This window comes from Helicobacter sp. MIT 14-3879 (assembly GCF_003364125.1).
Window position 1 is genome coordinate 11,566 of the sequence record NZ_NXLP01000003.1, and the last position, 22,894, is coordinate 34,459.

The 22,894-nt window shown below is 27.9% G+C and carries 22 protein-coding genes; 12 read left to right on the forward strand and 10 right to left on the reverse strand.

The features are described from left to right. Positions 1-117 precede the first annotated feature (117 nt). From CQA44_RS02750 to CQA44_RS02765, 4 genes are all read right to left on the reverse strand, one after another. Complete coding sequence (locus CQA44_RS02750; protein ID WP_115545758.1) at positions 118-1,713, reverse strand: hypothetical protein; 1,596 nt, start codon at positions 1,711-1,713, stop codon at positions 118-120. Between the two features lie 115 nt (positions 1,714-1,828). Continuing rightward, positions 1,829-2,779, reverse strand: coding sequence for a UDP-3-O-(3-hydroxymyristoyl)glucosamine N-acyltransferase (gene lpxD, locus CQA44_RS02755; RefSeq protein WP_115545759.1), 951 nt, complete (start codon positions 2,777-2,779; stop codon positions 1,829-1,831). Positions 2,780-2,801: 22 nt separating this feature from the next. Further along, positions 2,802-3,272, reverse strand: coding sequence for an acetolactate synthase small subunit (gene ilvN / locus CQA44_RS02760; RefSeq protein WP_115545760.1), 471 nt, complete (start codon positions 3,270-3,272; stop codon positions 2,802-2,804). Positions 3,273-3,281: 9 nt separating this feature from the next. Continuing rightward, a complete protein-coding gene (locus tag CQA44_RS02765; RefSeq protein WP_115545761.1) occupies positions 3,282-4,964 on the reverse strand; it encodes an acetolactate synthase large subunit in 1,683 nt (560 codons plus the stop codon). Positions 4,965-5,077: 113 nt separating this feature from the next. Here CQA44_RS02765 and CQA44_RS02770 point away from each other — a divergent pair, with 113 nt between their 5' ends. The 9 genes from CQA44_RS02770 to lepA are packed head-to-tail and all read left to right on the forward strand — an operon-like array spanning position 5,078 to position 13,863. Further along, on the forward strand, positions 5,078-6,664 hold the full coding sequence (locus CQA44_RS02770; protein WP_115545762.1) for a DNA polymerase III subunit gamma/tau: 1,587 nt from the start codon (positions 5,078-5,080) through the stop codon (positions 6,662-6,664). Beyond that, a complete protein-coding gene (gene tsaE / locus CQA44_RS02775; protein WP_115545763.1) occupies positions 6,661-7,077 on the forward strand; it encodes a tRNA (adenosine(37)-N6)-threonylcarbamoyltransferase complex ATPase subunit type 1 TsaE in 417 nt (138 codons plus the stop codon). Before CQA44_RS02770 ends, tsaE begins: the two co-directional genes overlap by 4 nt. Before the next feature lie 9 nt (positions 7,078-7,086). Beyond that, positions 7,087-7,809: an LPS export ABC transporter ATP-binding protein gene (lptB, locus tag CQA44_RS02780; RefSeq protein WP_115545764.1), complete on the forward strand. Its 723-nt coding sequence runs from the start codon at positions 7,087-7,089 to the stop codon at positions 7,807-7,809. After that, positions 7,806-9,080: an RNA polymerase factor sigma-54 gene (locus CQA44_RS02785; RefSeq protein ID WP_115545765.1), complete on the forward strand. Its 1,275-nt coding sequence runs from the start codon at positions 7,806-7,808 to the stop codon at positions 9,078-9,080. The genes lptB and CQA44_RS02785 overlap by 4 nt, the downstream gene beginning before the upstream one ends. A 51-nt stretch (positions 9,081-9,131) precedes the next feature. Then, a complete protein-coding gene (locus tag CQA44_RS02790; RefSeq protein WP_115545766.1) occupies positions 9,132-9,386 on the forward strand; it encodes a hypothetical protein in 255 nt (84 codons plus the stop codon). Positions 9,387-9,388: 2 nt separating this feature from the next. Continuing rightward, positions 9,389-10,069, forward strand: a complete 681-nt coding sequence (locus tag CQA44_RS02795) for an AMIN domain-containing protein (protein ID WP_115545767.1) — start codon at positions 9,389-9,391, stop codon at positions 10,067-10,069. Beyond that, positions 10,059-10,556, forward strand: a complete 498-nt coding sequence (locus tag CQA44_RS02800; protein WP_115545768.1) for a shikimate kinase — start codon at positions 10,059-10,061, stop codon at positions 10,554-10,556. Before CQA44_RS02795 ends, CQA44_RS02800 begins: the two co-directional genes overlap by 11 nt. A gap of 2 nt (positions 10,557-10,558) precedes the next feature. Further along, the gene (gene purH / locus CQA44_RS02805; protein ID WP_115545769.1) at positions 10,559-12,073 is read left to right on the forward strand and encodes a bifunctional phosphoribosylaminoimidazolecarboxamide formyltransferase/IMP cyclohydrolase; all 1,515 of its coding nucleotides are present in this window, start codon (positions 10,559-10,561) and stop codon (positions 12,071-12,073) included. Then, positions 12,073-13,863, forward strand: a complete 1,791-nt coding sequence (gene lepA, locus CQA44_RS02810) for a translation elongation factor 4 (protein WP_115545770.1) — start codon at positions 12,073-12,075, stop codon at positions 13,861-13,863. The genes purH and lepA overlap by 1 nt, the downstream gene beginning before the upstream one ends. Here lepA and CQA44_RS02815 read toward each other — a convergent pair. The 6 genes from CQA44_RS02815 to CQA44_RS02840 all read right to left on the reverse strand — a co-directional run bounded on the left by CQA44_RS02815 (position 13,860) and on the right by CQA44_RS02840 (position 18,442). Further along, the gene (locus CQA44_RS02815) at positions 13,860-14,471 is read right to left on the reverse strand and encodes a hypothetical protein (RefSeq protein ID WP_115545771.1); all 612 of its coding nucleotides are present in this window, start codon (positions 14,469-14,471) and stop codon (positions 13,860-13,862) included. The genes lepA and CQA44_RS02815 overlap by 4 nt on opposite strands. Positions 14,472-14,776: 305 nt before the next feature. Continuing rightward, positions 14,777-15,985 (reverse strand): bifunctional glutamate N-acetyltransferase/amino-acid acetyltransferase ArgJ, encoded by a 1,209-nt coding sequence (gene argJ / locus CQA44_RS02820; protein ID WP_115545772.1) that lies wholly within the window; start codon positions 15,983-15,985, stop codon positions 14,777-14,779. After that, positions 15,978-17,105 (reverse strand): TrkA family potassium uptake protein, encoded by a 1,128-nt coding sequence (locus tag CQA44_RS02825; protein WP_115545773.1) that lies wholly within the window; start codon positions 17,103-17,105, stop codon positions 15,978-15,980. The genes argJ and CQA44_RS02825 overlap by 8 nt, the downstream gene beginning before the upstream one ends. 13 nt (positions 17,106-17,118) lie before the next feature. Continuing rightward, positions 17,119-17,307, reverse strand: coding sequence for a 50S ribosomal protein L28 (gene rpmB / locus CQA44_RS02830; protein ID WP_115545774.1), 189 nt, complete (start codon positions 17,305-17,307; stop codon positions 17,119-17,121). Positions 17,308-17,374: 67 nt separating this feature from the next. After that, the gene (locus CQA44_RS02835; protein WP_115545775.1) at positions 17,375-18,046 is read right to left on the reverse strand and encodes an RsmE family RNA methyltransferase; all 672 of its coding nucleotides are present in this window, start codon (positions 18,044-18,046) and stop codon (positions 17,375-17,377) included. Continuing rightward, a complete protein-coding gene (locus CQA44_RS02840) occupies positions 18,047-18,442 on the reverse strand; it encodes a hypothetical protein (RefSeq protein WP_115545776.1) in 396 nt (131 codons plus the stop codon). A gap of 74 nt (positions 18,443-18,516) precedes the next feature. On the opposite strand from CQA44_RS02840, the gene hemH reads away from it, so the two are divergent. Genes hemH through ccsA form a run of 3 tightly spaced genes read left to right on the forward strand, consistent with a single transcriptional unit; the run spans position 18,517 to position 22,885 of the window. Then, positions 18,517-19,521, forward strand: coding sequence for a ferrochelatase (gene hemH, locus CQA44_RS02845; protein WP_258864880.1), 1,005 nt, complete (start codon positions 18,517-18,519; stop codon positions 19,519-19,521). Continuing rightward, the gene (locus CQA44_RS02850; RefSeq protein ID WP_115545777.1) at positions 19,505-20,071 is read left to right on the forward strand and encodes a thioredoxin fold domain-containing protein; all 567 of its coding nucleotides are present in this window, start codon (positions 19,505-19,507) and stop codon (positions 20,069-20,071) included. Before hemH ends, CQA44_RS02850 begins: the two co-directional genes overlap by 17 nt. 9 nt (positions 20,072-20,080) lie before the next feature. Continuing rightward, positions 20,081-22,885, forward strand: coding sequence for a cytochrome c biogenesis protein (gene ccsA, locus CQA44_RS02855; protein ID WP_115545778.1), 2,805 nt, complete (start codon positions 20,081-20,083; stop codon positions 22,883-22,885). The last annotated feature ends 9 nt before the right edge of the window (positions 22,886-22,894 follow it).

The following is a 22,894-nucleotide window of genomic DNA, read 5'->3' on the forward strand; positions in this document are numbered from 1 at the left end:
GTTTATTTCTCTAAATATTTATTTGGCATAAAAGTTAAATAAATATTAAAGTAAATGAATTATAAATATATTTTTTGAATCTTTGCTTAAAATAACAAGAATGAATAGTAAAAATATCTAATTTGTTATGAATATGTAAGTATTAATGGGTAATCTAAATATATTATTATGACCAAAAATTTCATTATTAGATTTTAAAGTTAATGTATTTATATATTTTATAATTGACTTAAGGCTGATATATGGGATTGTGCTAAAGTTAGTTTTATAAAGCAAAGTATGAGAGTTGATAAGATTTTTTATATATTGAGTGTTGTGTATAGTAACATTACTTAATATAATCAAATCTTTGCTTTTTGGACTACTAATTTCTATGCTGTTTTTATAAGAATATGGACTTTCTTTATTTATTGCCAATATATCTTTACCATTTTTTTCATATGACCTAATATCAAAGTCATATATTTTATAAATTTTATTTAAATATTCTATAAAATATCCAACATAATATTCTGCATATAATTCTCTTCCTCTGCCTATGCCATCAAAATATATAGTTGTATTTGGTTGTTTTGCTAAATAACTTGCACTAAATTTAAGAATATCATTAAATTGAATTCCAATTGCTTTTAGATTTATAGCATTGTAGATTCCAGAAGGAATTGACGATGTAATAAAGCTAGAAATACCCAAAATAAAGCAAATTTTAATAAATAGCACTTTGATGTATTTTTCTGTGATTAAAAAATATACCATAGGCACACCACCTAAAATATAGCAGGGTAATAAATAATAACTCTCAAATATCATAAGAGCTATAAATACACATAGATATGTAAAACTAGCAGCTAATAATCCATCAAAAAATGCTAAAAATTTTTCTTTTTTAATAAATATCTTATATATCCTATAAATAAACACAGAATTAAGTAAAAATATAATTATTCCGTCATTTAACGCATAGTTTAATATTCCTCTTAAACTCTCTAAGGCTATATTTGTGTTTTCTGTATATCTAGTGTATTTTGCAGTGATATTTCCAAAAATAAAAACTATATACATTATAGGATAAACACTAGAACTAATAATGATACATAAAGAATAATAAAATTTAATTTTTTCTCTAAGATTGGAACAAATCAATAAAATCCCAAGTATAAACATTGAGATAAATATAGGTTCTTTTAAATATAAACTTAAGTTTAGTGTTAAGATTCCAATAATAAATGATGTTTTAGAGGGGTTATTTAGCATATAAAAACTACATAAAATAAATATACTTAAAAATAATATTAGCATTCTCTCTGGGTAACATATACCAAACATAACTACAACAAATCCAAGGCTTAAAGTAAAAAGTGCAACTATTAAATTGTTTAACCTTTTATTATCATTTACTAGATTTAGTATTTTTAGATAGATTAAACAAAAGCTAAACACTATTAAAGCATTAAAGCTAAAGAATAAATATGGTGAGTTAGATATTTGCATAAGGAGATTTAAATCCATACTAGCTAAAGGGAATAGCCTTCCATTTGCTGGATTAAATCCATTGTAAATTGGCTTTTTTTGATATATATCAAGCCACATCCAAATATCATCAAGATTAAAAGTATAGCGACTAAATGAGATTATAAAAGCACAATAAATAAATAAAAATAATATAAAAACTAGACTTGATTTATAACCTTGCTGCCCCCCCCTATTTAGCATTTTTACTCCTTAAAATTATAATTAAATTATGAATTTTATCAAAACTAGATTTTTTAGGAGGTAGTTATTTAAGGTTCAAATCCTTAAATGTTAGCTCTTTAATAATATATTTATATTAATTTTTTGTTAGTTTTCTTAGTTTTATGTGCATTTTTTGCCACTCATTTAATTCCATTAGAGGATGCCCTCCCCATTTTGTATTTGGAGGGAGGTTTTTCCCAACTGCTCCTCTTCCTGCTACTTGCACAAAATCACCTATATGAATATGTCCTCCTGTGCCTACCTGCCCTCCGCAAATTACATTTCTGCCTGTTGTTGTGCTTCCAGCAAAGCCAACTTGAGATACCAATATCGTATGTTCTCCAATGACGCAGTTATGTCCTATTTGAACTAAATTATCAATTTTTGCTCCATTTTTTATTATAGTGCTTTCAAATACAGCTCTATCAATGGTTACATTAGCACCAATTTCAACATTATCTTCAATTATTACATTTCCAAAATGCTCTATTTTTATATGTTCTCCTGTTTTTGTATGTGCATATCCAAAGCCATCAGAGCCAATAATACTTCCAGCATGTATTATTACATTATTGCCAATTATGGTATTTTTATAAATCACTACATTTGGATATATAGTGGTGTTATCTCCTATTTTTACATCATCGCAAATCACTACATTTGGCATAATAGTTGAATTTTCTCCAATCTCTACATTTTCTCCAATAAATGTTCCACTAAAAATTCTTACATTCTTGTTTGTTTTTGGAGTTTTATAGTTTGTATTATTAATTTGTGTGGTTTTAAAGAATTGCGAGGTATAAGCAAATGCTAGGTGAGGATTTTCTACAAATATTAAATTACTATATTGTATTTTACCTTTTAATTTTTCATTTACATAAACCGCCCCTGCATTTGAACCTTCAAGTAAGTTTAAATATTTATCTTTATCAATATAACTAATGTCATTTTTCCCAGCTAGATTTAATGGTAAAAGTGAATGCACTTCAAAGTCTTTTATATCACTTTTTATTTTGATTTTTTCTAAAATTTCATATAACCTCAAGCTTCACTCCTTCAAAATCTCTTCAATATCGTTCAATTGCTATTACACCGCTTCTAACAATCTCTTTTGGTTTAAATTTTTTTAGTGATAATATTAGGCTATCAAGTCTAGAAGGTGCGTCTGTGGCAACTATTATTATGTATTTCTCATTTGCATTTGCAATTCTTCCATTGTATGCCTTACAAATTACATCAATATCAGCTAAAGCCTCATTTATTGGAATCTTAACTAGCAAAGTTTCTTTTTCAAGCATATTTTCATCTTCTATGACACTTAAAACAGGTATTAGCTTATGTAATTGCTTTACAATTTGTTCTAAAACTTTTTCATCTCCACTTGTTGTGATAGTAATTCTTGAGAGGTTATTATCTTGCAAAGGTGCCACAGTTAGAGATTCTATATTATACCCTCTTCCTGCAAAAAGACCAGAAATTCTTGCTAAAACGCTATGTTCATTTAATACATTTACTAATATTACTCTTCGTTTTTTCACTATACTCTCCTAATTTAATATCATATTATATATAGCCTCACCACTTGGCACCATAGGGAATACAGATTCCATTCTATCTACCTTTACATCAATTAAACATACTTTATTTGAAGCTATGGAATCTTTTAGTGCTTTTATGAACTCATCTTTATTTGTGGCTATATAACCATTTGCACCAAATGATTGTGCTAATTTTATGAAATCTGGCTGCATTGATAAATCTACACTAGAATATCTCTCTTCATAAAAAAAAGTTTGCCACTGTCTAACCATACCCAAATAATTATTATTTAATATGATGTTAATTACTGCAATATTTTGTTCTACACAAGTCATTAATTCTTGAATATTCATAAGTATTGAGCCATCTCCCGTAAAATTTATAGAAGTAAGATTTGGATTTGCGATTTTCACGCCCATAGCAGCAGGTAAGCCAAAACCCATAGTTCCTAATCCACCGCTTGTTATAAATTCCCTTGAGCGAGTAAATTTATAAAATTGTGCTACCCACATTTGATGCTGCCCAACATCAGTAGAGATTATCGCCCTATCACCCAATATTTCAGAGGTTTTTTCTATAATCCATTGAGGTTTTAAAACTTTCGTAGAATCTTCATATTTAAAACTATGTTTTTTTTGATAAGATTTTATAGTATCAATCCAAGCTTTGATTTTATCATTATTAAAATTTGATAGTTTTGTAATTAAGCTACTACAAACACTTTTTATATCTCCAACTATTGGGTAATCAACGCTTATTATTTTGCTAATTGAGCTTGGATCAATATCAATATGTGCAATTTTTGCATTTTTTGCGAATTCACTTAGCTTTCCTGTTATCCTATCATCAAATCTAGCTCCCAATGATATTAATAAATCACACTCACTAATTGCCATATTTGAGGCATAGCTACCGTGCATACCAGCCATTCCTAAAAATAATTCATTATTATCATCACAAATTCCTCTAGCCATCAATGTTTCAATGCAGGGAATATTTGTTAATTTGATTAAAGTTCTAATTTCATTTGATGCGTTTATTGCACCACCACCTATATAGAATAGTGGTTTTTTAGCATTTTCTATTGCATTGCTTAGTTTTAGAATCTGCCTTGCATTTCCGTCACTAATTGGCTTATAAGTTTCTAAGTGAATTGTTTTTGGGTAGTTAAAATCGCCCATTGTATTACTTATATCTTTTGGTAAATCAATAAGCACAGGACCAGGACGTCCGCTCCTTGCAATATAAAACGCCTCTTTTATGATTCTAGGTAGCTCTTTTATGTTCTTAACTAGGTAATTATGTTTCGTGCAAGGGCGTGAAATTCCAACAGCATCAATTTCTTGGAAAGCATCTGTTCCTATTTGAGTAATTGGCACTTGTCCGCTAATTATAACAAGAGGGATAGAATCTGTGTAGGCAGTTGCTATCCCTGTAACAGCATTTGTAAATCCTGGTCCACTTGTAATAATTGCAACTCCGACTTTTCCGCTAGATCTTGCATACCCATCAGCTGCGTGTAAAGCACCCTGTTCGTGGCGAGATAATATGTGTTTGAAATATGTTTGTTTGTAAATTTCATCATATATATTTAGCACAGCACCCCCCGGATAACCAAATACTACTTCAACTCCCTCTTCTTTAAAAGCCTCTATTAACATTTTAGAACCTGTTATTTTACTTGCACTCATCTTTGGATTCACTCCTTAAAAACATTTAAAAAAGTTAGATTGTATTAAAAATAGTGTAAATAAAGCTTAAAAAAAATAAAATTTTAAATCTAGTTTATTTTAAAAGGATAAAAATGCCAAAAGCATTATCACTTAAATATCGTCCATCAAAATTTAGTGATTTAATAGGACAAGAGTCTGTATCTCAAACTCTCTCACTAGCACTTGAATTAGATAAAGTATCTCACGCATATTTATTCTCTGGGCTTAGAGGAAGTGGTAAAACCTCTAGTGCTAGAATCTTTGCTCGTGCTTTGCAGTGTGAAAAGTTTCCTACTTCTACACCTTGTGGGGAATGTAACTCTTGCTTAAGTGCTAAAAATAACTCACATATGGATATAATTGAAATGGACGCTGCATCTTCTCGTGGTATTGATGATATTAAGAATTTGATTGAGCAAATTCAATATCCACCTGCGTATGGTAGATTTAAAGTTTTTATTATTGATGAAATTCATATGCTAACTAAGGAGGCTTTTAATGCTTTTTTAAAGACTTTAGAAGAACCTCCAGAATATGTCAAATTTATCCTTGCAACAACTGATCCATTAAAACTTCCAGCGACAATTTTAAGTAGGACACAGCATTTTCGTTTTAAGAAGATTCCACAAAAAAGCATTGCAAATCACTTAAAAAATATATTAAATAAAGAGAATTTAAAGTTTGAAGATGAGGCTATTGAGCTTTTATCTAGGAATTGTAGTGGAAGTTTGAGAGATGCTATAACTATGTTGGAACAATCAATAATATTTTCAAAAGAAAATTTAACGTTGCAAAATATTTCAAGTATGTTAGGTTCCCTTAACCCTACCAAAATAGAGGCATTTTTTGAGGCGATTTTACTAAAAGATGAAAAACTTATAGATGAACTTTTAGTAGAATTTGAAATGTATGAGGTGGAAAATGTCTTAAATGAGATGATTGATTTTTTAAAAAATAAAGTCCTTGAAAAAAATCCAAAATATAATCTAGTTATAGTTGAAAGATTTTTTAAAATTTTGGGTGAGGCAAAGGTTATGTTGGGGCTGAATGCAGATTCTTCATTTGTATTACTTTTAGCTTCACTAAAACTAAAAGAATCTTTAAATATTCAAGAGATAGATAAAATTATTGCAAAAATTGAAAAAGAAATTTTACAAGAAAGTAGCAAAGAAACTAATATTTACAATCAAAATCAAGATGTAAATACAAAAGAAAATAACTCTATAAAAACAGAAAATAATCCAATAAATACTATAAATATAGATGATTCAATAAATGATATTAAAGATAGCGGAAGTATAAAATTTAATAGAGTGGTCAAAAAGATTTATGAAAGGGATTATGATTTAGGAGAATTATTTTCTAAAAATATATCTTTTGTTAATTTTGAAAATAATACTTTAACTTGGGAGTCTCGTGCAGATGAAATCACAAAAGATAAATTGAAACCATATTTTAAAATAATACAAGAAATAGTTAGAGAAATTTTTGGGGATATTAAAATTGCACTTGCAAAGGAACAATTTAATATAATAAATAAAGAAACCTCTTTAAAAGAAAATATTAATTTAGATTCTAAAGTTCTAGGTTCTACTAATGCAGATTCTACATCTCCGGAGGTTGTTAAAAACATTAAAAATATTTTTAATATATTAGAAATGGAAGTTATAAAAAGATGATTTTAAAAGCGGCATTATCTAGCTTAAGTGTAATTTGTAGAGAAATGGAATTAATAATAGATTCTAAAAATCATATTATCTTTTTATTAAGCGGTGAGGTTGGAGCAGGGAAAACTGCATTAATAAAAGAATATGTGAAGTTTAAAGGGTTAAATTATAATGTTACTTCACCTACTTTTAATATTCTTCATCAGTATGGAGAAAATTTATTTCATTATGATTTATATAATAGAAATTTAGAGGATTTATTAAACCTAGGTTTATTTGATTTATTGGGACAAGATGGCATTCACTTTGTAGAATGGGGAAATAAAGAGCTTTTTAATATGCTTTCTTTGGCTTATGATAATGTTAATTTTATTAAAATTATTAACACAACAAAGAGTAATGATTATAGAATCTATGAATTTTAAGGAATAATAATGGACACGCTAAAGGCTCAAAACTTAAGCAAACAAATCAAAAAAACAAGAATTGTAAATGATGTTTCAATAGAGATAAATACTTCTGAAGTTGTAGGGCTTTTAGGTCCAAATGGAGCAGGGAAAACTACTACATTTTATATGATTTGTGGGCTTTTAGTTCCAACTAGTGGAAAAGTTTTTTTAAATAATGATGATATTACAAAACTTCCACTTCATAAAAGATCAAATTTGGGTATAGGTTATTTGCCACAGGAATCTAGTATTTTTAAAGATTTGAGTGTAGAGGAAAATCTAGCCTTTGCTGCTGAAGTTACTATAAAAGATAATAAAGAAAGAGAAAGACGTATTGAAGAAATGCTAGAAGCATTTAATATTACATCAATTAGAAAACGTAGAGGTGTTAGTTTAAGTGGGGGTGAGAGAAGAAGGGTTGAGATTGCAAGGGCATTAATTAAAAGTCCAAAATTTATTTTATTAGATGAGCCTTTTGCAGGTGTTGATCCTATTGCTGTTATTGATATACAGCATATTATAGAAAAATTAATTGAATTAAATATTGGTGTTTTAATTACAGATCATAATGTTAGAGAAACACTATCAGTTTGTGATAGAGCCTATGTTATTAAAAGTGGTAGTTTGCTTGCAAGTGGAAATAGTGATGAAATTTATGATAATGAATTAGTTAGAATTCACTATCTTGGAGAGAATTTTAAAATATGAAGTTAAAACAAGCACAAAGCTTAAAGACTAAACTTTCTCCAACTCTAAAGAGTTGGTTTCCAATATTGCAGAGCTCAACGCTTGATTTAGAAGAGGTATTAGAAGAATTTACAAAAGAAAATCCATTTATTGAAATACAAAGCAATATTCAAGAATCTCTTCCTAATGCATCTTCTCCAACTAAGCCTATGTATAAAAATAATGTTAATTCAAAAAAATATATGAGTGAAAAAATAGAATCTATGAGTATCTATGAAAAAAGCTTGTATGAATTGCTAGAAAACCAGATTTTACCACCACTATTTCCAACACCAATTAGCCAACAAATAGCATTAAAAATTATTGATGATATTAATGAGGATGGCTATTTTGAAGGGGACATTAATGAGATTGCAATTTTTTTTAATGTAGATTTTAGTGTAGTAGAGCAAATTAGAACTAGGTTTAGTAAAATTAATCCATCTGGTATTGCTGCTTTAAACCCAATAGAATCAATGATTTTCCAGCTTGAAGACTATAATATTAGTGATGAATTATATGATTTGAGTTTTGAGATAATTAAAAATTTAAATAATCATAAAAAATATGCTAAAAATCCTTTATATAATGATTCTATGAAGATTATCTCAAGGATGAAAATACCCCCAGCATTAGATTATTTTCCAAAAGATTCTCAAATAATTCCAGATATTTTTATAAATCTTACAAGCGATGGTTTTGAGGTTAATTTAAATGACTCATATTATCCAGATATTTTTATAAATAAAACAGCTTTGAATTCAAAAAATATTCATATAAAAGATAAGCTAAAAGAGGGAAGAGATCTTATAGACGCATTATCTATGAGAAAAAGTACTATTAAAAAAATAGGGCTTATGTTATTGGAATATCAATATGATTTTTTTATAGGTGGTGATATAAAACCTTTGAAGTTAAAAGATATTGCAAAGGAGTTAGGGCATAGTCCTAGCACTATTTCTCGTGCAGTTGCGAATAAATATATAGAATGCAATAGAGGTATATACCCTATAAAAACTTTTTTTACTACTGCAATTACTGAAGAAACTTCAAATACTTCTATTAAAGATTTTATTTTAGAGTGCGTAAAACTAGAAGATAAAAAGAATCCTCTAAGTGATATAAAGATTTTAGAAATGGTAGAAGATAAATTTAAAGTAAAGATAGTAAGAAGGACTATAACAAAGTATCGAAAACAGCTAAATATAGGAAGTTCTAGCGAAAGAAAGAGACTATATGAAGTTGAATTGTAGAATGAAATTTTGTAAAATATATCTGTGTAAAAATATTTAAAAGAGTTATAGATGATAAAGAAAGAATTACTTACCAAAAAACCTACACTATTTGATATGATAAGACTTTATAAGCCATATATCTTAGCTATGATTGTATTAATACTTTTTCTATGGCATATTTTTGATTTATTAATAGGCAATAAAAGTTTGTTAGTGCTTTTAGAATTAAGAGAGCAAGAAAAAGAGTTACAAGAGAGTATTAAGTTTTATCAAAGGCAAAATGCAGTTTTACAAAAAGAAATTTTTGAGTTAGTTGGTGAATAACTTTGAAATATGTAATTTTATCAATAGTGGTATTTTCTTTTAGCATTGCAAGAGAAGATCCTTTCACACCAATAATTGAACCAAAGGATTCTATACGTCCATATTATGGTGAAACTAGGGTGTTTAAAGATGCCTCAATAGATTTACCAAGTAATGCTAGATTGATAAAAAAAATAGAGGTAACATTTCAAAATATTGATGGTTCAATAGAGACAAAAAGCATTAATGTAAGTGGAAAAGTTGATTGGAGGATTCCACTTATAATATCTCAAGTAAATAATAAAAATAAAGCTTCTATAAAAAGTACTGAAGTAAATTTAGATATTGAAGATTCTAGTAATGATAAATTTATACTTAAAAATGATAATTCTATAATTAAAAAAGATATAACAGGTATATCTCCTAAAAAAGCTTATGAAGTAGATGATAATTCTATTTTTATTGCGTATGAGGGTAAATTACAAAGACATTTTATAATGCAAAATCCTTACAGAATAGTTTTTGACTTTGATATAAATCAAAAATATTATAAAAATAATATAATAAGTATAAATAAACCATACTTTAAAAGCCTTAAATATGGGCTTCATACAGAGTTTTTGAGAATTGTATTAGAACTTGATGGAAGTTATGTTTATGAATTAAATCAAAAAAAAGGTGGAATCTTAATCAATGTCAAATAATATTGTTTTAATTGGTTTTATGGGGGCAGGAAAAACTACCATAGGTAGAGAGGTTGCAAAATTATGTAATAGTATGTTGTTTGATACTGATAAAATGATAGAAGCAAATTATGATATGTCTGTAAATGAGATTTTTGGTAGGTTTGGCGAAGAGTATTTTAGAGAATGTGAAGTTAATCTTTGTAATTTTATTAGGGATAATGTTAAAAATGCAGTAATATCAACAGGTGGTGGTATCCCTATGAGGTATAATTTAAAAAAACTAGGTGTTGTATTTTACCTAAAAGCTCCGCTTGAAGCATTGATTGAACGAGTGGAGGATGATACTATTAATATGAGACCACTTTTTAGTCGCTTTGAAATTATTGGTGATTTATATAATGATAGAATAAGAGAGTATGAAGTGCAAGCAGATTATATTATTAATGCCCTAGATGATATAAGTGAAATATCTAATAAGATATATTCATACATAAAAGGTAATTAGAAATGTATGCACTACTTAGCGTTAGTGATAAGAAAAATATTGATATTTTTGCAAAAGAGTTGATTTCTCTTGGATATGAGATTCTTAGCACAGGAGGAACTTTAAAAGTTTTAAGAAAGCATGGTATTGCCTGTATTGATATAAGCTCTTATATAGATTCTAAAGAACTCTTTGATGGTAGGGTAAAGACGCTTCACCCAAAGATTCATGGTGGAATTTTATTTAGAAGAGACAATGATAGTGATATTAAAGTTGCAAAAGATGCAAATATTTTTGCTATTAATTTAGTTTGTGTAAATTTATATCCTTTTAAAGCAATCACAAAAAAAACTAATGATTTTGATGAGATAATTGAAAATATTGATATTGGTGGTCCTAGCCTTATTCGTGCAGCAGCCAAAAACTTTAAGGATGTTGTTGTAGTGGTAAATCCAGATGATTATCAAAACATTATTCAAAATCTTAAAAATAATAATACATTAGAATTTAGAAAATCACTAATGATAAAGGCTTTTGAGCATACTGCAGAGTATGATTGCTTTATTGCAAACTATATGAATGAGCGATTTAATAATGGCTTTGGAGATAGTAAATTTATCTTTGGTAAGAAATTTATAGCTACAAAATATGGAGAAAATCCACACCAAAATGGTGCTTTGTATGAATTTGAAGACTATTGGAGTAAAAATTTTGAGATTATTAAAGGAGAGAGTAGTTTTAATAATTTTTTAGATTTATCTAATGCCTTTAAAATTGCAAATGCTTTTGACAAAAATGCTATATGTATTATAAAGCATGGGAATCCTTGTGGATTTGCACTTAAAGAAAGTCTAGTAGAATCTTACAAAGAGGCTTTAAAATGTGATAATGTATCTGCTTATGGTGGGGTAGTGGCAATTAACGGCGAGCTTGATTATTCTCTTGCAAAAATAATGAATGAAATGTTTTTTGAAGCAATTATTGCTCATTTTATAACTAAAGAAGCACTAGAGGTTTTTAATAGCAAAAAAAGGCTTAGGCTGTTTTGTTTAAACAAAAATACAAGCGATAGTTATGATTTTAGACGAATTAGTGGAGGTTTTTTGCTTCAAAATATGGATTTAATAGATGATAACGAAGTGTTACATTCAAAACAAGTTAGCAAAATTAGGGTAAGTAAAAATCAAATGCAAGACTTATTAGTAGCATATAAATTAGCGGCATTTACAAAGTCAAATTGTGTAACTTATGTAAAAGACTCTGTTCTTGTTGGTATTGGTATGGGGCTTACAAGTAGAGTAGATTCTGCAAGGTTAGCAATTCTTAAGGCAAAAGATATGGGTTTAGACTTAGAGGGTTCAAGTTTAGCTAGTGAGGCATTTTTTCCATTTAGAGATAGCGTTGATTTAGCTGCCTCTGTTGGCGTTAGTGCAATAGTTCAGCCGGGCGGGAGTATTAGAGATAATGAAGTTATAGAATCTGCAAATGAACATAATATTGCAATGTATTTTACAAATAAAAGACATTTTTTACATTAATGCAAAATATTAGAAATTTCTCTATCATAGCCCATATAGATCACGGCAAAAGCACTTTAGCAGATAGAATCATACAAGAATGTGGAGGAATTGAGAGCAGAGATATGGTATCTCAAGTATTGGATACTATGGATATTGAAAAAGAACGTGGTATTACCATTAAAGCTCAAAGTGTGAGATTAAAATATAATTTAAATGGAATAGATTATATATTAAATTTAATTGATACTCCCGGACACGTAGATTTTAGCTATGAAGTTAGTCGCTCTCTTAGTTCTTGTGAAGGTGTTTTGCTAGTTGTAGATGCAAGTCAAGGTGTAGAAGCCCAAACAATCGCAAATGTATATATAGCATTAGAAAATAATTTAGAAATTATTCCTGTAATAAATAAGATAGATCTTCCTGCTGCAAATGTCGCTAAGGTAAAAGATGAAATAGAAAATACTATTGGTATTGATTGCAGTGAGGCTTTAGAAGTGTCAGCAAAAAGTGGAATTGGAATAAAAGAGCTTCTAAAGGCTATCATAACTAAGATTCCATCACCAAGAGGGAGAGATGATTTAGCCCTTAAGGCTTTAATTTATGATTCTTGGTTTGATAATTATTTAGGTGCTTTGGCATTAGTTCGTGTTATTGATGGAAATATAAATGTAAATGATGATATTTTATTAATGAATAGCACTAAAAATCATAAAGTATTAGGGCTTATGTATCCTCACCCACTATCTCCTATAAGAAGCAATAAAATTGCTTGTGGAGAGATTGGGATAATCAATCTTGGCTTAAAACATATAAGTGATATAGCAGTAGGAGATACAATCACTACATTAAAAGATCCAGCTAAATATGCAATAGAGGGGTTTCAAAAAGCAAAGCCATTTGTTTTTGCAGGAATTTACCCTATATCTACGGATAGATTTGAGGATTTAAGAGATGCTTTATTAAAACTTCAGTTAAATGATTCTTCACTTATATTTGAGCCAGAGACTTCCATTGCTTTGGGTTTTGGTTTTAGGATAGGATTTTTAGGGCTTTTACATATGGAAGTTATTAAGGAGAGATTAGAAAGGGAATTTAATTTAGACTTGATTGCTACTTCCCCAACTGTGCCTTATAAAGTGTATTTAACTGATGGAAGTATGGTAGTTGTTGAAAATCCATCAGAGTTACCACCAGAACAGAAAATATCTAGCATACAAGAGCCTTATGTAAGGGCTAGTATTATAACCCCTAGTGAATTTTTAGGAAATGTAATTAAACTTCTTACCAATAAACGCGGTTTTCAAGAAAAAATGCAATATATCAATGAGAGTAGGGTTTTATTATCTTATTTAATTCCTACAAATGAAATTATTATGGATTTTTATGATAAATTAAAATCTTGCACAAAGGGCTATGCAAGCTTTGATTATGAAAATATAGGATATAAGGAAGGAGATTTAATTAAGCTTGATATTAAGGTCGCCGGAGATGTTGTAGATGCATTAAGTATTATTGTAGATAAGTCTAAAGCATATGAGAGAGGTAAAAAGCTAGTTAGTGCAATGAAAGAGCTAATTCCTCGTCAGCTTTTTGAAGTGGCAATACAAGCTAGCATAGGTAATAAAGTAATATCAAGAGAAACTATTAAATCAGTGGGTAAAAATGTAACTGCTAAATGCTATGGTGGGGATATAACACGAAAAAGAAAATTACTTGAAAAGCAAAAAGAGGGCAAAAAGAGGCTAAAGGCAATAGGCAAAGTCGAGCTTCCTCAAGAAGCTTTCCTTGCGGTATTGAAAATAAATTAGATCTTAAAACCCTTTTTACTAAACTCCTCCTTACCAAGTAAAAATAAATACATATCGATATTTCTAAAACTAGATTCTAATTTATAGTAATTTTTAAAGATATTTAATATCTCTAATAATTTTTCATAATCTTTTAAATCATTCTTTTTAAAACTGCTAAATTTATCTTTATTGCAAAAATAGCTCAAAACAATATTTACAAACTTATCATAAATAACAAATGTTTCATTATGTAGGGCACAATACTTTGTAGCAAATGAATATAGATTTATTTCTTTATTATCTTTATTTATTTTTGAAATGGCATTTATTATTTCGGCTTTTTCTTTGGGGCTTAAATCATTTCTCTTAAACTTAGAATCTAAATCTAGTTTTTTATTTATATCCATTATATGTTTTGCCATATCAGGATATTTAATATTTTTAGTAATTTGTGTGCTATAAAAGCTATCTCTGCAAGATATTTTTATAATTACTTCATTTAAATTAGTGTTATTTGGAAATTGCTTAACTAAATATTTAGAGGCTTTCTCTTGTGCATCATAGTATGTATTATCCCACTTTACTAAGTATTTTTTAATTTCTTCATCACTAGGTGTGTTTATCATTGTAGCTCCTTTTTGTTTAGTATAGTTTCAAGTTCTTTTCTAAAGTTTGTTGTTGCTTCTGACTATATTATATATTTTCTTTATACAAGATTAGATTCTTTATAGTATAAAAATATATAAACTTTTTAATTATTATAAGGTATTTTCTCTTTAGTCATTTTCCTATCCATTCTTCACATCCATTGTTGCTGCCGACAACGTTAAGCATAAAATCTTTCATACTTTATTCCTCCTATTTTAAAAAAATAATTATACCCCCCCCCTATATTAATAAATGCTTAAAATTATTAGACATTAATATAAACCTAACTTCTATAATCAGAGTTTATTTCTACATATTTATGCCCTAAGTCGCAACCATAAGCTATAAAGCTAGATTCTATATCCTCACTTATTCCTAAATCACAAGTTATTTTAAAGCTATCTTTTTGCATTTCTTTAGCAGCTTTAGTTTCATTTTCAAAATAGATTTTTTCACACTCATATATAGGAATTTCACCAATATATATTTTTAGTTTTTTTGCATTAGCCTTTATTCCACAAGAGCCTATTGTAGAGGCTATCCTTCCCCAATTTGGGTCTCCTCCAAAGATAGCAGTTTTTACTAAAAGTGAGTTTGAGAGAGCCTTAGAAGCTTTAATTGCCTCACTTTTATTTAGTGCATTTTTTACCTCAAATGCAACTACCTTTGTGCTTCCCTCACCATCACTTACTATATCAATTGAGAGTTTTTTCATTACCATCTCTAGGGCTATTTCAAAGGCTTCTTTATCATAAGCATTAGAGTTTTGGTTACTTAGCAAAAAGATACTATCATTTGTGCTTGTATCACCATCTACACTAATTGCATTAAAAGTTGTGCTAACACATTTATTTAAAATCGTTTTCATATCATTTTTTGGAATATTTGCATCAGTAATTATAAAGCAAAGCATAGTTGCCATATTTGGCTCTATCATTCCAGCACCCTTTGCCATTGCCGCGATTTTAAAGCTCCCACTTGGAATATTATTATCATCAAATAAATCAACCCTTAAGGCTATTTCTTTATTAAACCTATCTGTTGTTAGTATAGCATTTGAAGCATTTATTGAATTTTTGGCTTTAAGATTAAATAATTTAAAAGAATCTACTATTTTTTCTTTTGGTAAGTATTGTCCTATTACACCCGTGCTAGACATAATTGGATTAACAATTTTTGGAAAAGTTTTCTTTAACTCTTCTAAGATTTCTCCAACATCACTTTTACCTCTCTCTCCTGTCATTGCATTTGCATTTTTTGTGTTTATCAAAATAAAGTTGCTTTGTTTGTCTTTGGAATTTTCTAAAAAATACTCTATTGGTGCAGCACGAAAGAGATTATTTGTAAATATAGTTTCTACATTACAAAGATTCTTAGTATAAATAAATGCGATATCAAGAGCATTATTAGGCTTTAATCCCGCACTTACTCCATCACAATATACTTCATCTATCGCAGTTATCCCACCTTTTATTGGGGTAATATCAAACATATTTTAATTCCTCTGGTTTTTGTTTTCTCATAAGTATTTTTTTTGCTTGTCTTATATCGTTAGCAGCACCTATTAGTAAGACTTTACACTCACTAGAGATTAATACATCTCCTGTTGGCATTGAAATGTATTGTCCATCTTTTTGTCTTATCCCAACTACTGAGACTCTTACTACTTCCCTTAAATGTGCTTCTTTTAATTTTCTTAAAACTAACCAACTATATTTTGGCACGACTACCTCTTCTAGGCTTAGAGAGTTTTCATTATTGCTCATAAAGTTTTCTATTATATTTTCACTTCCGGGCTTTAAAATAATAGAGCTAATTCGTTGTGCAGTTATATTTGTAGGGGAGACTACATAATTACAACCTATTTTTTTAAGTTTATCTATTTCTTCTTCTTTGTTTGCAATTGAGATGATATTATATTTTTTTCTCTTTAATTCTTCTTGATATAGTCTAATTGAAACGATTATGGCAATATTGTCAGTAGTGTTTTTTGAAAATATTACAGCACCTTTTGCACTAGAGATATGGGATTTTAAAATAGTATTTATAGAATGTGGGTCATCATTAATATAGTAGGGGTATTTATTTTCTATTGCTTCTTTTTCAAAATGCTCTCCATTATCAATTACTACAAATGGAATTTGTGCTTTTAAAAAATGCCTTGAGAGCTGCAAAGAGAATTCATTATGATAGAATATTACATAGTGATTTTTTAGTCTTGCAATTTTATTAATCATCTTAACTTCCTTTATTATGGATATTAGCTTTCCGCCCATAATAACATTTACAACAATTGCTACACAAAAAGTAATAGTAGCAGCACCAATTAGCATTAAAACTGTTGTAAAAATAATTGTAATAGGGGTAAATTTATGTTCTTTTAGGGCACCAAATCCTGTGTTTGTGAATGTATATGAAGCTTGAAAAAATGCTTCAATTAATGTGTAGTCCTCTAATGCTAAATATCCAAGAGTTCCTATTATTAAAAATACTTGGACTACTACAAGGGGAAATCTAAAACGAGATAATTCATTTAAGAGCTCTGAGGTTAAATCAATTTCAGGTTTTTTACTCTTATCAGAGCTCCAAAACCACCTAAAGCTCTTAGCCATTTATTGCTTTAATTTAAACACTTTTTTTCATAGTTCTAAGTGTAGATGCTGCAACTTTTAGTTTTACTTTATTGCCATCATCTAAAGTAACTCTAATTGTCCTTAAGTTCGGATAAAGTCTTTTTTTTGTTTTATTGTTAGCGTGGCTTACATTATTACCAGTTATTGGCGATTTACCACTAAAGAAACATTTTCTTGCCATTTTAAAAACCTCTGTTTTGATATAAACTTGCGATTGTATTTATTTTTCATAAAAAATTAGCTTAAATTTAATTAAATTTTATTTTATGGCTTGCAATAAAAATACTAGCCGTGTGAGAACGCATTATAAGCGGGTGATTAATACTACAAGAGCATTCTTTTAGTAATTCTTTCTCTCTTTTGCTAAATCCACCCTCTGGTCCTATAATAAAACTATTTATAGAATCTATATTTTTAAGTTTTGCATTAAAATCAAGAGCAATTATATTACTGTAATTTTCTAATATAGAATCTAAGTTGTTAAATATTTCAATTTTCATTAAACTAATTCTTCCACATTGCATTGAAGAATTAATTAAAATATTTTGTAATCTTTCTATATTAATTTTATATTTTCTTTGCGAAAAATCTGCGTAAAATAGGCTAATTTTTTCTACAAAAAGCTCATTTAAAATTGGTAATATTTTTTCAAACTCGTTATTATCAATAATTGCTTGGATAATATGGGTTTTTATAGGAATTTGCGTGTTTTTAGTAGAATCTAATAGACTAAAGCTAGCTTTATTTTTGAATAAATTTATTAGTTTGTATTGATAAATAGTGTTATCTTTTAAATTTGCAAATTTAAAAATTGCTCCAATATCTTTACTCTCTCTTCTTACATTAAAAATATAGTGAAAATCTTTATTTTCTAGAAAAATATTTTCTTCTCCACTATTTTTATGAAAAATAAACTGCATTTAAAATACCAAAAAAAGTAATATTATCAATAAATAAATGATATTTAAGATTCTAGCTACTTTTATATAAGAAGTAAGATAGTTAGAATCTTGCCTTGCAATTCGTATTTTTTTTATCCTAAGAAACTCAAGTAAAAAGATAAGACTAGCAATAATCATAAATATTATTTTAATATTTATTTTAAACTTTGTTATAGCCAATACGCTAATACCACTTAAAATATCAATAAAGAGAAATCCAAATAATAATGGTGTTAAAAAAAAAGATATTTTGTTAATCTTAACAAAATCTTTAGTAAAAAATAGTGTAATTAGATTTATGCAAACTATAATTAATAGTGAGTAGTTGATAAATATATGGAATGATATAGCTTGTTTTAATGAAAATGCTTCCATTGACTGCACCTAAGTTGAGATTATCTTATTTAAGAAAATTTATTATATCATTCCATTTTTTAAAGGAAGTAAATTTGAGCAATTTACATAATAAGTCTTATAATGAAGCCGTTGTTTTATTGAATATGGGCGGTCCGAATAATTTGTTTGAAGTTGAAGTTTTTTTAAAGAATATGTTTAATGATCCATTAATTCTTAGGATAAAAAATAAACTTATTCAAAAAATAGTATCTAGTATGATTATAAATACTAGAATAGATAAAGTTAAGAGTAATTACAAGTATATAGGCTCAAAATCGCCTTTAGTAGAATCTACTTTTAAATTAACGCAGGTTTTACAAGAGCTAGATAAAGATAGATTCTATACTTATGCTATGCGTTATACACCACCATTTTCTTCATCTGTTGTAGAGGAATTAAAGTCAAAAAATATATCAAAAATAACACTCTTTAGTATGTATCCACAATATTCATCAACCACCACGTTATCATCAGTTAGGGATTTTTTAACATCTATAAAAGATATTTCTTATGATGTTGAGATAAATATAGTAGAAAGCTATCCTGTTGATAAAGGATATATAGAAACTTGTATTGAAAAAATCAAAGAATCAAAAGAGTATTTTGAAAACAATGAAACTTTTGATGACTTTGTGCTACTTTTATCCACTCATTCAGTTCCTCAAAGTATAATTAATGATGGTGATGTTTATGAAAAAGAAGTAATAAAAAGCGTGGATTGTCTAAAAGAATCGTTAAAAAATAATAATATTAATTTTAAAGATATACAGCTATGTTATCAATCAAAATTAGGTCCTATAAAGTGGCTTGAACCAAGCACAATAGATATGATAAAAAAATATAAAAATGAAAATATTATAGTTTATCCATTATCTTTTAGTATTGATAATTATGAAACAGATTTTGAATTAGATATTGAAAATAGGAAATTTGCAAATGAAATAGGAGTTAGTAAATATATTGTATGTAAATGTCCAAATTACTCCATCTCATTTGCTAAAGCTATAATTAATCTTATAAACTCGAAAGGAAAAAGTATCAATGAAGCAAATATTTAGTATTTTAATAATTGGTATATTTTTTATTGCTTGTAGTGATGATATAGATTCTAATGTTATATCATCAGGCTCTGTAATGAGTGAAAAAGCAATAAAAGATTCAGAGAATTTAGATAAACAAAGTTATATAGAGTTAGCAGACTTCTTTTTAGATACTAAAAACATTGATTTTAGTAAAGATATTTTTATCATATTTGGGAAGAATAATTGCGATTACTGCGATCACCTTAAAGATAGCATAAAAAAAGATGAAAAATTAAGAACTTTAATAAAAGATAATTTCAATCCATATTACATTAATATATCTTATGACAAAATTCATAATATTGATTTTAAAACTAGAGAGGCAAAAGCAAATACACAAAATTTTTCTAATATCTTTGGAGTTAATTTAACTCCTACAATAGTCTTTTTAAATAAAGATGGTAGTGTAAAGTATATATTCACAGGATTTACAACAAAGCTTTATTCAATGATAGAAGATGTGATTTCTAAAAATAATTCTATGGGTAACTATGTAGATATTGATAAGAAGATTCATTCTTTGTAGGAGCAAATTATGAAGTTATTGAAAATTTTATTTGCATCATTGTATATAGCAATTCCTCTTATGGGGATTTATGCTATTTTAATTGGAGTTGCAACTTTTATAGAAAATGATTATGGCTCTAATACAGCAAGGTCTTTAATTTATAACACTTGGTTTTTTAATATATTACATGTTTGGATTCTAGTATGTTTAGTTGGTGTGATTATAAGATATAAATTATTGCAACAAAAAAAATATGCCTCATTTATTTTGCACTTATCTTTTATTGTGATAATTATTGGTGCGGGTATTACTAGATTTTTTGGTAATGAGGGGCTTATGCACATTAGGGAAGGAGAGAGTGTTTCTACCTACACAAGTAGTGATAATTATCTAAATATTATAATTTCCACAAAAGATAATAAATATAATATTCATATTCCAACAGATATTAATTATGCCTCAAATAAAGCCTTAGATGAAAAAATTGTATTTGGAGATAATAGTTTTTATATTAAATCAAACTCTATTGTTAAAATAAATAATGATAAATCAGATTCTACCTCATTGTTAAATGCCTCAGTTTTTTATAAAGATAAAGAATATCCTTTGAATATTGTGGGTGGAAAAGATATTGGAAAAGATGAGGTTATTAGTTTTGATGATGGGACAAATATGATAATTAATTGGGGTAGTAGAGATATAGATTTAGGATTCTCACTTAGGCTTGATGATTTTATATTAGATAGATATCCGGGTTCCATGTCTCCATCATCTTATAAATCTAAAGTTACTTTACAAGATGGTGATACACAAATGCCTTATGAAATCTTTATGAATAATACACTTGATTATAAGGGATATAGATTTTTTCAATCTTTTTATGATAAAGATGAAAAAGGAACAATCTTAAGTGTCAATAATGACCCTGGCAAAATTCCTACTTATATAGGCTATTTTTTACTTATCATTGGCTCAATTGGAGTTTTATTTACTAAAAATGGTAGGTTTAAAAAATTAAGCAAATATTTAAAATCTCAAAACATTTATAGTTTTATCCTTATATGTTTTCTTAGCTTGTGTAATACAAATTTAATGGCAAATGATTCTGAAAATAATTCTATATTAGATAATTCTTCACAAACAAAGATAAAGGAGTTTTTAAAAACATTTAAAGATACTTCAAAAGAGCATTCAAAATTATTTGGAGCATTGCAAGTTCAAAGTAGTGAGGCTAGTAGTTATGGTAGAGTTCAACCTATGGATACTTTAACTTCAGATTTAGTGCATAAAATGACAAAAAGCAATAATTTCTTAGGTTTTACAAATAATCAAATTGTATTAGGAATGTTACTTTATCCAAATGATTGGAAGCATGTTAAAATGATAAGAATTTCTACTCCCAAGTTAAGGGAGTTAATAGGTATTCCTAAAAATGAGAAATATGCCTCATTTATGGATTTTTTTATTCAAGGAAAAGATAGGGATAATATTGGAGAATATAAGCTTAAAAATTATATTGAAGAAGCAAATAGAAAAAAACCATCAAATAGGAGTAAATTTGATGATGATATTATTGAAGTAGATGAGAGAGTAAATATTGCTTATGGCATCTATACTTCACAGCTATTAAAACTACTTCCTATCCCTAGTAATGGTCAAATGTGGATTTCTCCTGTTGAGATGATAACTTTTGGAGGTGAAGAGTTGTCAAAAAAGATTGATTCTATACTTTCAAATTATTATGATAGTGTTGATTTTGCATTGAAAAACAATGAATGGAGAGCAGCAAATGAAGCTTTAGCTAAAATTAGTTCTTATCAGAAAGAATTTAGTGATAAGTCAATCTATCTTGGTAATACTAGGTTAAAAATAGAGATTTTTTTTAATAACGCAAGTTTCTTTAAACAGCTTATTTTCCCATATATAGTAGTTGGAAGTTTGATGTTTATGCTTATATTTGCTTATATTTTTAATGCTAAGCCATTAATAAAAAAGTTATTAAAAGGCTTATATTATATTTCGTTAGTTATTGTTGCTATTCACCTGTTAGCATTGATTTTGAGATGGTATATATCAGGGCATGCACCTTGGAGTAATGCTTATGAATCTATGCTTTATATTGCATTTACTTTGGGCATTGTTGGGGTAGTGTTTTTTAGAAAATCTTACTTGGCATTATCATCATCCACATTTCTTGCTGGCATATCTCTATTTGTGGCAAATTTGGGTTTTATGAATCCTCAAATAACCAATTTAATGCCTGTATTAAAATCATATTGGCTAAATATACATGTGTCTGTTATTACTGCAAGTTACGGCTTTTTGGGGCTTTGTTTTTTTCTTGGAATAATCACATTGCTTTTAATGGCTATAAAAATATTTTTAACATCCCTAAAAGATAATAAAATAGATTTTACTATTAATTCAGTTACAGTAATTAATGAAATGTCTATGATATTTGGTTTGCTATTACTTACTGTTGGGAATTTCTTAGGCGCAATTTGGGCAAATGAATCTTGGGGTAGGTATTGGGGTTGGGACCCAAAAGAAACTTGGGCATTAGCCTCTATTGGAGTTTATGCTATTATTTTACACTTAAGATTCATCTTTAAGAAAAATATGCAATATATATTTGCAGTTGCTAGTGTTGTGGGCTTTTTTAGTATTTTAATGACTTATTTTGGAGTTAATTATTATTTATCAGGGCTTCATTCTTATGCTGCTGGAGATCCTTTACCTATACCAAAATTCTTGTATTTTGGTATAGCTTTTGTGATATTACTTATTGTTTGTTCATTTTTTAAACGAAATATGGAATCTTTAAAAATCTAATAAAAAGGG

Bases quoted from the DNA above. Each gene is read 5' to 3' on its own strand.
- CQA44_RS02835 (WP_115545775.1), bottom strand. From the start codon at position 18,046: ATGCAGTTTATTTTTCATAAAAATAGTGGAGAAGAAAATATTTTTCTA.
- lepA (WP_115545770.1), top strand. From the start codon at position 12,073: ATGCAAAATATTAGAAATTTCTCTATCATAGCCCATATAGATCACGGC.
- CQA44_RS02750 (WP_115545758.1), bottom strand. From the start codon at position 1,713: ATGCTAAATAGGGGGGGGCAGCAAGGTTATAAATCAAGTCTAGTTTTT.
- rpmB (WP_115545774.1), bottom strand. From the start codon at position 17,307: ATGGCAAGAAAATGTTTCTTTAGTGGTAAATCGCCAATAACTGGTAAT.
- tsaE (WP_115545763.1), top strand. From the start codon at position 6,661: ATGATTTTAAAAGCGGCATTATCTAGCTTAAGTGTAATTTGTAGAGAA.
- CQA44_RS02790 (WP_115545766.1), top strand. From the start codon at position 9,132: ATGATAAAGAAAGAATTACTTACCAAAAAACCTACACTATTTGATATG.
- CQA44_RS02825 (WP_115545773.1), bottom strand. From the start codon at position 17,105: ATGGCTAAGAGCTTTAGGTGGTTTTGGAGCTCTGATAAGAGTAAAAAA.
- lptB (WP_115545764.1), top strand. From the start codon at position 7,087: ATGGACACGCTAAAGGCTCAAAACTTAAGCAAACAAATCAAAAAAACA.
- purH (WP_115545769.1), top strand. From the start codon at position 10,559: ATGTATGCACTACTTAGCGTTAGTGATAAGAAAAATATTGATATTTTT.
- argJ (WP_115545772.1), bottom strand. From the start codon at position 15,985: ATGTTTGATATTACCCCAATAAAAGGTGGGATAACTGCGATAGATGAA.
- CQA44_RS02850 (WP_115545777.1), top strand. From the start codon at position 19,505: ATGAAGCAAATATTTAGTATTTTAATAATTGGTATATTTTTTATTGCT.
- CQA44_RS02840 (WP_115545776.1), bottom strand. From the start codon at position 18,442: ATGGAAGCATTTTCATTAAAACAAGCTATATCATTCCATATATTTATC.
- CQA44_RS02800 (WP_115545768.1), top strand. From the start codon at position 10,059: ATGTCAAATAATATTGTTTTAATTGGTTTTATGGGGGCAGGAAAAACT.
- CQA44_RS02765 (WP_115545761.1), bottom strand. From the start codon at position 4,964: ATGAGTGCAAGTAAAATAACAGGTTCTAAAATGTTAATAGAGGCTTTT.
- ccsA (WP_115545778.1), top strand. From the start codon at position 20,081: ATGAAGTTATTGAAAATTTTATTTGCATCATTGTATATAGCAATTCCT.
- CQA44_RS02785 (WP_115545765.1), top strand. From the start codon at position 7,806: ATGAAGTTAAAACAAGCACAAAGCTTAAAGACTAAACTTTCTCCAACT.
- CQA44_RS02770 (WP_115545762.1), top strand. From the start codon at position 5,078: ATGCCAAAAGCATTATCACTTAAATATCGTCCATCAAAATTTAGTGAT.
- CQA44_RS02815 (WP_115545771.1), bottom strand. From the start codon at position 14,471: ATGATAAACACACCTAGTGATGAAGAAATTAAAAAATACTTAGTAAAG.